Source organism: Pararhizobium sp. A13 (genome assembly GCF_040126305.1).
Lineage (GTDB): Bacteria > Pseudomonadota > Alphaproteobacteria > Rhizobiales > Rhizobiaceae > Pararhizobium.
This window is the reverse complement of the sequence record NZ_CP149510.1, coordinates 2,786,779-2,800,121: the sequence shown is the minus strand read 5'-3', so window position 1 is coordinate 2,800,121 and position 13,343 is coordinate 2,786,779. Positions and strand designations below refer to the sequence as shown.

Genomic DNA, 13,343 nt, shown 5'->3' with positions numbered 1-13,343 from the left:
TTAGGCCGTCAGCTTGAGCCCGGCGATGCCGGCAATGATCAGCGAGATGCAGCCAAGGCGGATCGCGGTCGCCGGTTCGGCGAAAAGCACGATACCGAGAATGACCGTTCCGACCGTACCGACACCGGTCCACACGGCATAAGCCGTCCCGAGCGGCAAGGTTCTGACCGCGATACCGAGCAGAACGACACTTGCCACCATAGAGATCATGGTCAGAACCGTCGGCACCAGCTTGGCAAAACCGTCGGTATATTTGAGGCCGATCGCCCAGCCGATTTCGAGAAGTCCTGCGAGGAAAAGAATGATCCAGGCCACGATTTAACTCCGTTCAAAGGAGCGAGGCCGTCCTCGCGGATGTTCGGTTATCAAACAATGGCCTGATCCCGTGCAGCCGTCTGCATGGGCAACCTATGCCATCCCGGCTTGACGCTTGCAAGAGCCCGGCATGCATGGCTGACCTGCCCTACTGGCCACGCTCTTTCCTGAGCTTTGCCCACCACTCGAGACGTTTGCGGATATCGCGCTCGAAGCCACGCTCGGGCGGATCGTAGAAAATCTTGCGGCCCATCTTCTCCGGGAAATAGTCCTGGCCGGAAAACGCGTCCGGCTCGTCATGGTCGTAACGATAGCCATCCCCATAGCCCTCGCCCTTCATCAATTTGGTAGGGGCATTGAGGATGTGCTTGGGCGGCAGCAACGAGCCGTTCTCCTTGGCGGCGCGCATGGCGGACTTGTAGGCTGTATAGACGGCGTTCGACTTCGGTGCGGTCGCGAGATAGACGCAGGCCTGCGCCAGCGCCAATTCACCCTCCGGCGAACCGAGATAGTCATACGCATCCTTGGCCGCGTTGCAGATCACCAGCGCCTGCGGATCGGCAAGGCCGATATCCTCCACCGCCATGCGCACCAACCGCCGTCCGAGATAAAGCGGGTCCTCGCCAGCATCGAACATACGGCAAAGATAATAGAGTGCTGCGTCAGGATCCGAGCCGCGCACCGATTTATGCAGGGCGGAGATCAAGTTGTAGTGGCCGTCCTGCCCCTTGTCATAGACCGGCGCGCGCCGCTGGACGATCTCCTGCACGGCGTTGGCATCGAACACCTCGTCCTTGCGCGCGGCCCGCCAAACCTCTTCGGCAAGCGTCAGCACGGCCCGCCCGTCGCCATCGGCCATGCGCACGAGGCTGGCGCGGGCATCGGCATCGACCGGTAGCGGCTTCCCCTCCACCTGTTCGGCGCGCGCCAGCAATTCGGCAAGGCTCGCCTCGTCATGCGGCTTGAACGTCAGGACCCGGGCGCGCGACAGCAGAGCCGCGTTCAGCTCGAAGGACGGGTTTTCCGTCGTGGCGCCAACCAGAATGACCGTGCCATCTTCCATGACCGGCAAAAAACTGTCCTGCTGGGCGCGGTTGAAGCGGTGGATCTCATCAACGAACAGCAGTGTCTGCCGCCCGGACATGCGGCGCGCACGGGCCGATTCGAACACACGCTTCAAATCCGCAACGCCGGAGAAAATCGCCGATATCTGCTCAAAGGCAAGTCCCGCTTCGCCCGACAGCAGTCGGGCAACCGTCGTCTTGCCCGTTCCCGGCGGGCCCCAGAAGATCATCGAGCCCAGCGATCCGGACGCGATCATGCGAGCGAGAACACCGTCCTCGCCGGTCAGATGTGCCTGGCCGGTGACCCCCGCCAAAGTCTGTGGCCGCAGCCGATCGGCCAGCGGTCGTTTTTCGCTCATGCCTGCGGGTTCGGTCGGGGAAAACAGGTCGCTCATCGGAAGAACTGGCGGATGCGCTGGCCATCGCGTTCGATCTCGACGCGCCACAGCGACGGATCGTCCTTGGCGAGCGCCTCCAGCGTGGCGGTCTTGTCGATCGGTGTACCATTGACGGCGATGACGATATCCTTCGGCTGGAAGCCAACACGCGCGGCAGGCGATCCGCGATTGATTTGCGTAATCACGACGCCCTGCAAGGAGGTCGGCATATGCAGTTCGTCGGCCAGGCGCGGCGAGAGATTGCCGACCACGGCGCCAGCGAAAGGATTACGCCCCTCGATCAGCCGCTCGTCGCGCGGCGACGTTTCCGGGGCTCCCGATAGCGTCAACAACAGGTCGCGGGTCTTGCCGCTCTCGCTCACGGTAACCTTGGCCTCATGACCAATGCCGACGGTCGTCAGGCGGTAGCCGAGCGCGTCCGGATGTTCGACCGGGATGCCGTTGACGGCGACGATCACCTGGCCCGGCTTCATGCCTGCCTTTTCAGCCGGCCCGCCTTCGATCACCGAACTCACCAAAGCACCCCTCGCCCGGTCGAGCCCGAGCGCCTCGGCAACTTCGGATGTCACCGGCTCGAAGCTCGCGCCGATGAACGGTCGCGTGAAGCTGCCATTGCCGCCCTCGGCCGATGCCACGAAGACTTTCACAAGATTGGCGGGAATGGCAAAACCAACCCCGTTGGAACCGCCACCGCGCGAAAAGATCGCCGTGTTGATACCAATCAGTTGGCCGTTCATGTCGATCAGGCCGCCGCCCGAATTGCCCGGATTGATCGCCGCATCGGTCTGGATGAAGAAGCCGAAATCACCCGACACGACCTGATTGCGGGCGAGCGCCGAGACGATGCCACTGGTTACCGTCTGACCAACGCCGAAGGGATTGCCGATCGCCAGCACGAGGTCACCGACTTCGACCGCATCGGAATCGCCAAGCGGGATGGTTTCGAAGGGACCGTCCGATTTTATCTTCAGGACGGCCAGATCCAGGCGGTCGTCCTTGAGCACGATCGTGCTCGCGAACTCCCGGCCGTCGGCAAGCGCGACCTTGATGTCGTCCGCGTCCGCGATCACGTGGTTGTTGGTCACCACGATACCGTTCTTGCCGACGATGACACCGGAGCCGAGCGACGACTGCTTTTCCGAGCGGTTCGGCATCTGTTGGCCGAAAAACTGCTCGAAGAACGGATCGTCGGCGAAGGGCGAGCGGCGCTCGACCGTCTTTTCAGCATAGACGTTGACCACCGCGTTTGCCGTCTGCTTGACCAGCGGCGCAAAAGACAGTTGCATTTCCGTGCGGCTTTGCGGCAGCGCCTTCTGCGTGTCCGCCTGCGCGACGACAGCACCGGTCGTCATGTTCTCCACGCCGTCGGAGGCGTCCTCCCCCGGGAAACCGAAATGCACGACACTGGCAAGGAGCGCCAGCCCGGCCATGGTGGACAGGACGAGAGTACGGGGCGAACGGATCATGCGGGGCATCCTGCCGAAATCGATTGTTGGAAAAGACAGATAGGACGTCAGCGATAAAAAGCAAAGACGGCGGAAACGTGAAAGGCGGTCCCTCAACGCAAAACAGCCGGGCTTTCGGCCCGGCTGTCTCGATCTTCCGAAAAAATCGGAAAGCTTATGCGGCGTCTGCAGCTTCTGCTTCGGCGGCAACGCGAGCGATGTCCTTGGCGCCCTTGGCCGAAGTGTCGCGATCGACGAATTCAACGACGGCCAAAGCCGCGTTGTCGCCGTGGCGGAAGCCGGCTTTCATGATGCGCAGGTAGCCGCCGTTGCGGGTTGCGTAACGCGATGCGATGGCATCGAACAGCTTCGAAACGACAGCGACGTCGCGGATCTGCGAGATGGCCTGGCGGCGGGCATGCAGGTCACCGCGCTTGCCGAGCGTGACGAGCTTCTCGACGATCGGGCGGATTTCCTTTGCCTTCGGCAGGGTGGTGACGATCTGCTCATGTTCGATGAGCGAGGCAGCCATGTTGGCGAACATTGCCTTGCGGTGGCTGGCGGTTCTGTTCAGCTTGCGGCCGGCTTTCTGGTGGCGCATTGCTATTCTCCTTAAATGCAGGTGCCCTTAACTTTATGGGCCTGCCGTTTCCTGGCACATACAGGTTCGAAACCTGCTGTTTGACGGGGAAAGGCAGAGGGTTAACCTGCCTTTTGTTTGCTCAATACTGGTCTTCGTAGCGCTTGGCGAGATCTTCGATGTTCTCGGGCGGCCATGCCGGCACTTCCATGCCGAGGTGCAGGCCCATGGAAGCGAGAACTTCCTTGATTTCGTTCAGCGACTTGCGACCAAAGTTCGGAGTGCGAAGCATTTCGGCCTCGGTCTTCTGAATGAGATCGCCGATGTAAACGATGTTGTCGTTCTTCAGGCAGTTGGCCGAACGGACGGAGAGTTCCAGTTCGTCGACCTTCTTCAGGAGTGCCGGGTTGAACGCCAGTTCGGTAACGGCTTCTTCTTCGGCTTCCTTCTGCGGCTCGTCGAAGTTGACGAAGACGCCGAGCTGGTCCTGAAGGATGCGGGCCGCAAAAGCGACTGCATCTTCACCGGTGACGGAACCATCGGTCTCGATCTGCATGGACAGCTTGTCGTAGTCGAGAACCTGGCCTTCGCGGGTGTTTTCCACCTTGTAGGACACTTTCTTGACCGGCGAATACAGGCTGTCGACCGGGATGAGGCCGATCGGAGCATCTTCCGAACGGTTGCGGTCAGCCGGCACATAGCCCTTGCCGTTGTTGACGGTGAATTCCATGCGGATCTCGGCGCCCTCGTCGAGGGTGCAGATCACATGGTTCGGGTTGAGGATTTCGATATCGCCAACCGTCTGGATGTCACCGGCGGTTACGACGCCCGGACCCTGCTTGCGCACGACCATGCGCTTTGAGTCATCGCCATCCATCTTGATGGCGATTTCCTTGATGTTGAGCACGATGTCTGTGACGTCTTCCCGAACACCCGGGATCGAGGAGAACTCGTGCAGTACGCCGTCGATCTGCACTGCGGTCACCGCAGCGCCGCGAAGCGACGACAGAAGAACGCGGCGAAGCGCGTTGCCGAGGGTCAGGCCAAAGCCACGCTCCAGCGGCTCGGCAACAAGGCTAACCTTGGTACGGCCCGAGGAGGAGAACTCGACCTTGTTCGGCTTGATCAGTTCCTGCCAGTTTTTCTGAATCATATGTCTTGCCTTCCGTTCGTTGCCACCATCCAATCGTGGCAACCGAGCCTTGAAGCGCCGGAGGAAGCATGGCCTCCACCGGCTTGATGAATGTCACTGATCAGACGCGGCGCTTCTTGCGCGGGCGGCAGCCGTTGTGCGGAATCGGGGTCACGTCACGGATCGAGGTGATCATGAAACCCGCAGCCTGCAGGGCGCGCAGAGCCGATTCACGGCCGGAACCCGGACCGCAAACTTCGACTTCCAGCGTCTTCATGCCGTGTTCCTGAGCCTTCTTGGCCGCATCTTCGGCAGCCATCTGAGCCGCGAACGGGGTCGACTTGCGCGAGCCCTTGAAGCCCTTCGAACCAGCCGACGACCAGGCAATCGCGTTGCCCTGTGCGTCGGTGATGGTGATCATCGTGTTGTTGAACGACGAGTTGACGTGAGCAACGCCCGTGGAAATGTTTTTACGCTCGCGACGGCGAACGCGTGTGGCTTCCTTGGCCATGATATACCTTTCGTTGATCTCTGCACCGCCGTAACACCAGCGGCTCCACCGGGAAGAGGAAACCCCCTGCCCTGAATTTTCACTATGCGCCAACGGACGGCCCGATCAGCGCGGCGATATCGTCACTGCCGTAATTCCAGCAGCTCCACCGGAGGCCGCATTTGAGCGCCCTTCCGAAACCACAAAAGAGGCCGGCGCCGGGCGCCAGCCTCTGCACTTCCCCTTACAGGGAAATTACTTCTTCTTACCAGCGATCGCCTTTGCCGGGCCCTTGCGGGTGCGGGCATTGGTATGCGTGCGCTGACCGCGAACCGGCAGCGAGCGGCGATGACGCAGGCCGCGGTAGCAGCCGAGGTCCATCAGACGCTTGATGTTCATCGAGGTCTCGCGACGCAGGTCACCTTCGACCTGGTAATCACGGTCGATGGTTTCGCGGATCTGAAGGACTTCAGCATCCGTCAGCTGATGCACGCGACGTTCAGCCGGGATACCGACCTTCTCGACGATTTCCTGTGCGAATTTCGGACCGATCCCGTGAATGTAACGGAGCGCGATTACTACGCGCTTTGCCGTCGGGATGTTGACGCCAGCGATACGAGCCACGCCTGTTCTCCTTGCTTCCAGTTGCCATCCGGCAATAGGTGCTTCGTTATGCAGCCTTGAAAAGGCCAACTGTTAAAGTGGTGTTCGGAACACGTCAAAAGAATCGCGCCCGGACTTCGTTGTTTTGAAATCCGCGCCGATCCCTTGCATGTAGCGAGTTAGCGCGGTCTTTGAAGGAATCGGCCACAAAAGTCAACTCCCTGGCAGTCCTTTTTAGGCGTCGGCAGAAGCCGATGCCAGTATTTTGTTGATTTCCGACGTCACCGTTTCAACCGATGCCATCCCATCAACAGTCTTGAGTTCGCCCGTAGCCGCATAGTGCTGCGACAGCGGCGCCGTCTTTTCGCGATATTCGACAAGACGCTTCTTGAAAGCTTCCGGATTGTCGTCGGAGCGAACCGTACCGCCAGCGGCGATGGTTTCTGCTACGCGATTCTCCATCCGCCGCACAAGCGCGCCTTCATCGACTTTCAGTTCGATCACGGCATCGAGCCGAAGCCCCTTGCCTTCGAGCATCTTGCCGAGCGCCACCGCCTGCGGAACGGTGCGCGGATAGCCATCGAGGATGAAACCCTTGGCGCAATCGGTCGAATCGATGCGATCAGAAACGATTTCATTGACGATTTCATCCGAAACGAGCTGGCCGGCATCCATCACGGCCTTGGCACGCTTGCCGACATCGCTCTGCTCGGCAACGGCGGCGCGCAGCATATCTCCGGTAGATAGCTGCGGAATGCCATATTTTTCCGTCAGAAGTTTGGCCTGTGTTCCCTTGCCTGCTCCCGGCGGTCCCAAAAATATAAGTCTCATCGGCCCCTCTTCCCTCCACGCAGCTTCGACTTCTTGATCAGCCCCTCATACTGCTGAGCAATCAGGTGACCCTGCACCTGTGCTACAGTATCAAGGGTCACGCTGACAACAATCAAAAGCGACGTACCACCAAGGTAGAACGGCACGCCGGTCTGCGCGATCAGGACTTCGGGCAGAATGCAGACGAACATCAGGTAGATCGCGCCGATCACCGTGATGCGGGTCAGCACGTAGTCGATGTATTCAGCGGTGCGCTCGCCCGGGCGGATACCGAGGATAAAGCCGCCATGCTTCTTCAGATTGTCGGCCGTATCCTTCGGATTGAAGACGATCGCCGTGTAGAAGAAGGCAAAGAACGCAATCATGCCACCGTAGAGCACCATATAGAGCGGCCGGCCATGACCGAGCGCTGCAACGATCGTCGTCGCCCAGGAGGGCATCGAAGCCGTGTTGGCAAAGCCTGCGAGCGTCGCCGGCAGAAGCAGCAGCGAGGACGCGAAGATCGCCGGTATAACGCCTGACGTATTGAGCTTCAGCGGCAGGTGCGAGGTATCGCCCTGGAACATCCGGTTGCCGACCTGGCGCTTCGGGTACTGGATCAGCAGACGGCGCTGCGCGCGCTCGACGAAGACGATCAACGCAATCACGCCAACCACCATGACGATGATGGCAAGAATAAGCGGCGTCGAAAGCGCGCCGGTGCGGCCAAGTTCGAGCGTACCGGCAAGAGCCGTCGGCAGATGGGCGACGATACCCGCGAAGATGATCAGCGAGATGCCGTTGCCGATGCCGCGCGAGGTGATCTGTTCACCGAGCCACATCAGGAACATGGTGCCGCCGAGCAGCGAGATGACGGTCGAGATGCGGAAGAACCAGCCCGGATCGCCGACGAGCCCGTTACCGCTCTCAAGACCGACCGCGATGCCGTAGGCCTGCAGCGTGCCGAGCAGCACCGTGCCGTAGCGCGTATACTGGTTGATGACCTTGCGACCCTGCTCGCCTTCCTTCTTCAACTGCTCAAGCGACGGAACCACGGAGGTCATCAGCTGAACAATGATGGAGGCGGAAATATAGGGCATGATGCCGAGGGCGAAGATCGCCATACGCGATACGGCGCCGCCCGAAAACATGTTGAAAAGGCCGAGGATGCCGCCGCTCTGGCCCTGGAAGGCCTGGGCAAAGGCTTCCGGATTGAGACCGGGAAGCGGAATATAGGTGCCGAGACGATAAACCAGAAGGGCGCCAAGGGTGAACCAGAGGCGTTTTTTCAGATCTTCCGCCTTGGCGAAAGTCGAAAAATTCAGGTTGGAGGCGAGCTGTTCCGCTGCAGAAGCCATGCAATTCTCCGCGTAGCCAGTTCGGAACCCGCGGGAAAACCCGGTCAGCTCCGGAAAAAGCTATCTTCTTTTTGTGAAAACCGGCTCGGGAACGATCGCATCCGCAATCATGCGCCTCACCGTGGTTCCCCGTTAAATGCTTTGCGGCGGATCAATCCGGCCGCGAATCCGTGAGGCTCTCATATGGGAGCAAAACCGCCCGGTGTGAAGCACCCCGGGCGGTTCATCAGCAACAATTATTCAGCAGCGCCCGAAAGGAGCTTGATCGAGCCGCCAGCCTTTTCGATCTTTTCGATCGCCGGCTTGGAAGCACCGGCAACTTCGAGCGAAAGCTTCGCCTTCAGTTCGCCGTCGGCCAGAACGCGGATGCCGTCCTTGGCGCGGCGGATGACGCCGGCAGCCTGGAGAGCGGCGGCATCGACGGTCTTCGAAGCATCGAGCTTCTTGGCATCGATGGCGGTCTGGATGCGGCCGAGCGATACGACAACAAAGTCCGAACGGAAGATGTTGTTGAAGCCGCGCTTCGGCAGGCGGCGGTAGATTGGCATCTGGCCGCCTTCGAAGCCGTTGATGGCAACGCCCGAACGAGCCTTCTGACCCTTGACACCGCGGCCGGCAGTCTTGCCCGAGCCGGAGCCGATGCCGCGACCGAGACGCTTGCGGTTCTTGGTCGAACCTTCGTTGTCCTTGATTTCATTCAGTTTCATGATGGTATCCCCCTCACTTCTCGTCGACGACGCGAACGAGGTGCTGGACGGCCCGGATCATGCCACGAACGGAAGGCGTATCTTCCAGCGTGCTGACCCGGTGCATCTTGTTGAGACCGAGACCGATCAGCGTCGCGCGCTGTACGGCAGGCCGGCGAATGGGGCTACCGGTCTGCTCGACCGTAACCGTCTTCTTTGCAACTTCTTTCTTGGCCATTGTTCAGACTCCCTTATTCTTCGGAAGCGACGCCGGCGGACGCACGACGGGCCTGGAGCGTGGCGTATTTCAGGCCGCGCTGTGCCGCGACGTCCTTCGGATGCGCCTGGTTCTTCAGGGCATCGAACGTAGCGCGAATCATGTTGTACGGGTTCGACGAACCGGTCGACTTCGCAACGACGTCATGCATGCCGAGCGTTTCGAAAACGGCGCGCATCGGACCACCGGCGATGATGCCGGTACCAGCCTTGGCGGAGCGCAGCAGGACCTTGCCGGCGCCATGGCGGCCATGAACGTCATGATGAAGCGTGCGGCCCGAGCGCAGCGGAACGAAGATCAGTTCGCGCTTGGCAGCTTCGGTTGCCTTGCGGATAGCTTCCGGCACTTCGCGTGCCTTGCCATGACCGAAGCCAACGCGGCCCTTCTGGTCACCGACGACGACGAGAGCAGCGAAGCCGAAACGACGGCCGCCCTTTACCACCTTGGCAACGCGGTTGATTGCTACGAGCTTGTCAACGAATTCGCTGTCGCGCTCCTCGCGGTTCTGGCGATCTTCGCGAGAACCTCTTTTTTCTTGTGCCATTGTCCTTTTCCTTTTTCTTTTCCGGGTGCAATCGGCAGATTGACAAAAGTCGCTTCGGTTTCATTGAACCGAAGCGACCGGGTATTATCCGTGCAATTTGTTCGAGTCCAGACGTTAACGCCTGGAAAATTGCATCAGAAGTTCAGGCCACCCTCGCGGGCTGCCTCGGCGAGCGCCTTGACGCGGCCGTGATAGATGAAGGCGCCGCGGTCAAAGACGACGTCCTTGACGCCGGCCTTGGAAGCGCGCTCCGCAAGGAGCTTGCCAACGGCAGCAGCAGCTGCCGTGTCAGCGCCCGTCTTCAAAGACGAACGCAGATCGGTGTCGAGCGTGGAGGCAGACGCAACCGTCTTGCCTGCAACGTCATCGATAACCTGTGCGTAGATGTTCTTCGACGAGCGATGAACCGACAGGCGCAGGCGGCCATTGGCGACTGCCTTGATTTGACGGCGCACGCGGCTGGCGCGGCGCACAAGTGTATCTTTCCTTGTAGCCATTTCGCGTGATCCTTACTTCTTCTTGCCTTCTTTGCGGACAATCCGCTCGCCGGCATACTTGACGCCCTTGCCCTTGTAGGGCTCGGGGCCACGGTATTCGCGGATTTCCGCGGCAACCTGGCCGACCTGCTGCTTGTTGATGCCGGTGACGACGATTTCCGTCGGCTTCGGCACAGCAATCGAAATGCCTTCCGGAGTCTGATAGACCACGTCATGGCTGAAGCCGAGTGCCAGCTGCAGGTTCTTGCCCTGCATGGACGCACGATAGCCGACGCCGTTGATTTCGAGCTTGCGCTCGTAACCGTCCTTGACGCCCTTGAAGATGTTTTCGATCATCGTGCGGGACATGCCCCACTTCGAGCGAGCATCCTTGGACTGGTCAACCGGGGTCACCGACACCGCGTTGTTGTCTTCCAGCTTTACGACGACTTCGTCGTTAGCAACGAAGAAGAGTTCGCCTTTCGGGCCCTTTGCAGTCACCGTCTGGCCACTAACCGTGGCCGTGACACCTGCAGGAACCGGAACGGGCTTTTTACCGATACGAGACATATTTCAAACCTGTCTGTCCGTTATGGAGATCACTGCTGCCGTATTAGAATACGGAGCAGAGAACCTCGCCACCAACGTTCTGTTCGCGTGCCTGATGATCGGCCATCACACCCTTCGGGGTCGAAAGGATGGTGATACCGAGACCGTTCGCGACCTGCGGAATGGACTTGACCGAGACATAAACTCGGCGGCCCGGCTTCGATACGCGGCCGATCTCACGGATCACCGACGCACCTTCGTAGTACTTCAGTTCGATGTTGATCTCGGACTTGCCGTTACCAAATTCGACTTCTGAGTATCCGCGGATGTAACCTTCAGCCTGAAGGACATCCAGAACGCGTGCGCGCAGCTTGGAAGCCGGAGTGGAAACACTCGACTTGCGGCGTGCAGCACCGTTACGGATACGGGTGAGCATATCGCCCAGCGGATCTGTCATTGCCATGTGCCCGTCTCCTTACCAGCTCGACTTGACAATGCCCGGCACCTTGCCGAAATTGCCCAGTTCACGAAGCGCAATACGCGACATCTTGAGTTTGCGATAATACGCGCGCGGACGACCGGTGACTTCGCAACGGTTGCGAACGCGGGTCTTGGATCCGTCGCGCGGGAGGCTCGCCAACTTCAAGGTCGCCTTGAAGCGATCTTCGATCGGAAGAGACTGGTTCATGATGATTGCCTTCAGGGCTGCCCGCTTGGAGGCATCCTGGGCAACCGACTTACGGCGGCGATTGTTCTTTTCAATTGCGCTCGTCTTCGCCATTCAACTTAATCCTTCTGCTTGTCGTTACGGCTTACTGGCGGAACGGGAAGTTGAACTCTGTGAGCAGAGCGCGTGCTTCGTCGTCGTTCGTTGCCGTCGTGCAAACGATGATGTCCATGCCCCACATCTGATCAACCTTGTCGTAGTTGATCTCAGGGAACACAATGTGTTCCTTGATACCCATGGCGAAGTTGCCACGGCCATCGAAGGACTTCGGATTCAGGCCGCGGAAGTCGCGAACACGCGGAAGAGCGATGTTCACCAGGCGGTCCAGGAATTCGTACATGCGAGCGCCGCGAAGTGTAACCTTGGCGCCGATCGGCATGCCTTCGCGCAGCTTGAAGCCGGCGATGGAGTTGCGGGCACGGGTGATGACCGGCTTCTGGCCAGCAATCGCTGCGAGGTCGGCAGCAGCAACAGTCGGCTTCTTGGAGTCGCCCGTCGATTCGCCAACACCCATGTTGATGACGATCTTGTCGAGACGCGGGATCTGCATGACGTTTGCGTAGGAGAATTTCTCCTGCATCGCCTTGCTGATGCGCTCAACATATTCCGTCTTCAGACGGGGTTCGTACTTCTTGGTGTCAGCCATCGATCACTTCTCCCGAACGCTTGGCCACACGGACCTTCTTGCCTTCGACAACCTTGAAGCCGACGCGGGTCGGCTTGCCATCCTTGTCGGCAACAGCAATGTTGGACAGGTGGATCGAAGCTTCCTTGTTGATGATGCCGGCTTCCTGGCTCTGGGTCTGGCGCTGGTGACGCTTCACCATGTTGACGCCACGCACAACAGCCCGGTCTTCCTTCGGCAGCACCTGGAGAACTTCTCCGGAGCGGCCCTTGTCCTTGCCGGTCAATACGACGACCTTGTCGCCCTTGCGAATCTTTTGCATCTCAATCGCTCCTTACAGCACTTCTGGAGCCAGCGAGATGATCTTCATGTGGTTCTTGGCGCGGAGTTCGCGCGGAACCGGTCCGAAGATACGGGTGCCGATCGGCTCTTTCTTGTTGTCGATAAGAACAGCTGCGTTGTTATCGAACCGGATGACGCTGCCGTCCGGACGACGGATGTCCTTGGCGGTGCGAACGACAACCGCCTTCATCACATCACCCTTCTTGACGCGGCCGCGCGGGATCGCTTCCTTGATCGAAACGACGATAATGTCGCCGACCGAAGCGTACTTGCGCTTGGAGCCGCCCAGCACCTTGATGCACATGACACGACGTGCGCCGGAATTATCCGCCACGTCGAGGTTTGTTTGCATCTGAATCATGTCAGGTCGCCTTCTTGTTGTTACCGGACCGGTTGGGCAACTGCCCCCTTCTCCGGCTTATGAAAACTTTGTTCCGCAGCGCCGCGCGCCGAACGGGCACGCAATGACGCTACAGCACTTTGAATAGCTGCACGTTTCGTCTTCAAATCGATTCCGAATGAGGGAATCGTACAGTCGCGCGGGATGGATCGTTGCCAGGGTGGTTTCCCAGACGGGACCTTCCGTGCGCTCAAAGCAAAAGAACGCTCGACACCGGAGCGTTCTGACGCTGCTTCATACAGATTTTTGCGCCCGGCGCAAGGGCCAAGCGCAAATCAATCGCAATTAGGCCTGAACGGAAACGACCGTCCAGGTCTTGTCCTTGGAAATCGGCGCACATTCCTCGATGGAAACGACGTCGCCGACCTTGTACTGGTTGTTCTCGTCGTGCGCCTTGTACTTCTTCGACCGGCGAACGGTCTTCTGGAAGATCGGGTGCGCAAAGCGACGCTCGACGCGGACCACTACGGTCTTGTCGTTCTTGTCGCTGACGACTGTGCCCTGCAGAATGCGTTTTGGCAT

Annotated in this window: 20 protein-coding genes; all 20 read right to left on the bottom strand. The window is 59.6% G+C overall.

All coding sequences use genetic code 11. The features are described 5' to 3' along the window. Positions 1 to 315, bottom strand: coding sequence for a quaternary ammonium compound efflux SMR transporter SugE (sugE, locus tag WI754_RS13820; RefSeq protein WP_349434003.1), 315 nt, complete (start codon positions 313 to 315; stop codon positions 1 to 3). A gap of 148 nt (positions 316 to 463) precedes the next feature. After that, positions 464 to 1,774: a replication-associated recombination protein A gene (locus WI754_RS13815; protein ID WP_349434002.1), complete on the bottom strand. Its 1,311-nt coding sequence runs from the start codon at positions 1,772 to 1,774 to the stop codon at positions 464 to 466. Further along, positions 1,771 to 3,129 carry a DegQ family serine endoprotease gene (locus WI754_RS13810; RefSeq protein WP_349437816.1) on the bottom strand — a complete coding sequence of 453 codons (1,359 nt, stop codon included), beginning with the start codon at positions 3,127 to 3,129 and terminating at the stop codon, positions 1,771 to 1,773. The genes WI754_RS13815 and WI754_RS13810 overlap by 4 nt, the downstream gene beginning before the upstream one ends. Before the next feature lie 268 nt (positions 3,130 to 3,397). Continuing rightward, on the bottom strand, positions 3,398 to 3,823 hold the full coding sequence (rplQ, locus tag WI754_RS13805) for a 50S ribosomal protein L17 (RefSeq protein ID WP_037133554.1): 426 nt from the start codon (positions 3,821 to 3,823) through the stop codon (positions 3,398 to 3,400). 121 nt (positions 3,824 to 3,944) lie between these two features. Beyond that, positions 3,945 to 4,955 carry a DNA-directed RNA polymerase subunit alpha gene (locus WI754_RS13800; protein WP_018328262.1) on the bottom strand — a complete coding sequence of 337 codons (1,011 nt, stop codon included), beginning with the start codon at positions 4,953 to 4,955 and terminating at the stop codon, positions 3,945 to 3,947. A gap of 100 nt (positions 4,956 to 5,055) precedes the next feature. Then, positions 5,056 to 5,445, bottom strand: coding sequence for a 30S ribosomal protein S11 (gene rpsK / locus WI754_RS13795; RefSeq protein WP_018328263.1), 390 nt, complete (start codon positions 5,443 to 5,445; stop codon positions 5,056 to 5,058). A gap of 234 nt (positions 5,446 to 5,679) precedes the next feature. Continuing rightward, positions 5,680 to 6,048: a 30S ribosomal protein S13 gene (gene rpsM / locus WI754_RS13790; protein ID WP_220369858.1), complete on the bottom strand. Its 369-nt coding sequence runs from the start codon at positions 6,046 to 6,048 to the stop codon at positions 5,680 to 5,682. A gap of 213 nt (positions 6,049 to 6,261) precedes the next feature. Beyond that, positions 6,262 to 6,858 (bottom strand): adenylate kinase, encoded by a 597-nt coding sequence (locus WI754_RS13785; RefSeq protein ID WP_349434001.1) that lies wholly within the window; start codon positions 6,856 to 6,858, stop codon positions 6,262 to 6,264. Then, positions 6,855 to 8,195 (bottom strand): preprotein translocase subunit SecY, encoded by a 1,341-nt coding sequence (gene secY, locus WI754_RS13780; protein ID WP_349434000.1) that lies wholly within the window; start codon positions 8,193 to 8,195, stop codon positions 6,855 to 6,857. The genes WI754_RS13785 and secY overlap by 4 nt, the downstream gene beginning before the upstream one ends. Before the next feature lie 236 nt (positions 8,196 to 8,431). Next, complete coding sequence (rplO, locus tag WI754_RS13775; protein WP_349433998.1) at positions 8,432 to 8,902, bottom strand: 50S ribosomal protein L15; 471 nt, start codon at positions 8,900 to 8,902, stop codon at positions 8,432 to 8,434. Between the two features lie 13 nt (positions 8,903 to 8,915). Further along, entirely contained in the window at positions 8,916 to 9,119 is a 204-nt protein-coding gene (gene rpmD, locus WI754_RS13770; RefSeq protein ID WP_112850761.1) for a 50S ribosomal protein L30, read from the bottom strand. Between the two features lie 13 nt (positions 9,120 to 9,132). Then, the gene (rpsE, locus tag WI754_RS13765; protein ID WP_062582484.1) at positions 9,133 to 9,702 is read right to left on the bottom strand and encodes a 30S ribosomal protein S5; all 570 of its coding nucleotides are present in this window, start codon (positions 9,700 to 9,702) and stop codon (positions 9,133 to 9,135) included. 134 nt (positions 9,703 to 9,836) lie between these two features. After that, positions 9,837 to 10,199 (bottom strand): 50S ribosomal protein L18, encoded by a 363-nt coding sequence (rplR, locus tag WI754_RS13760; RefSeq protein ID WP_349433996.1) that lies wholly within the window; start codon positions 10,197 to 10,199, stop codon positions 9,837 to 9,839. Between the two features lie 12 nt (positions 10,200 to 10,211). Further along, complete coding sequence (gene rplF, locus WI754_RS13755; RefSeq protein WP_018328271.1) at positions 10,212 to 10,748, bottom strand: 50S ribosomal protein L6; 537 nt, start codon at positions 10,746 to 10,748, stop codon at positions 10,212 to 10,214. A gap of 43 nt (positions 10,749 to 10,791) precedes the next feature. Then, positions 10,792 to 11,190, bottom strand: a complete 399-nt coding sequence (gene rpsH / locus WI754_RS13750) for a 30S ribosomal protein S8 (protein WP_018328272.1) — start codon at positions 11,188 to 11,190, stop codon at positions 10,792 to 10,794. Between the two features lie 12 nt (positions 11,191 to 11,202). After that, positions 11,203 to 11,508, bottom strand: coding sequence for a 30S ribosomal protein S14 (gene rpsN / locus WI754_RS13745; protein WP_018328273.1), 306 nt, complete (start codon positions 11,506 to 11,508; stop codon positions 11,203 to 11,205). 31 nt (positions 11,509 to 11,539) lie between these two features. Beyond that, positions 11,540 to 12,100: a 50S ribosomal protein L5 gene (gene rplE, locus WI754_RS13740; protein ID WP_018328274.1), complete on the bottom strand. Its 561-nt coding sequence runs from the start codon at positions 12,098 to 12,100 to the stop codon at positions 11,540 to 11,542. Next, a complete protein-coding gene (gene rplX / locus WI754_RS13735; RefSeq protein WP_018328275.1) occupies positions 12,093 to 12,401 on the bottom strand; it encodes a 50S ribosomal protein L24 in 309 nt (102 codons plus the stop codon). The genes rplE and rplX overlap by 8 nt, the downstream gene beginning before the upstream one ends. A gap of 12 nt (positions 12,402 to 12,413) precedes the next feature. Then, a complete protein-coding gene (gene rplN / locus WI754_RS13730; protein ID WP_018328276.1) occupies positions 12,414 to 12,782 on the bottom strand; it encodes a 50S ribosomal protein L14 in 369 nt (122 codons plus the stop codon). Positions 12,783 to 13,106: 324 nt separating this feature from the next. Beyond that, positions 13,107 to 13,343, bottom strand: a complete 237-nt coding sequence (rpsQ, locus tag WI754_RS13725; RefSeq protein ID WP_018328277.1) for a 30S ribosomal protein S17 — start codon at positions 13,341 to 13,343, stop codon at positions 13,107 to 13,109.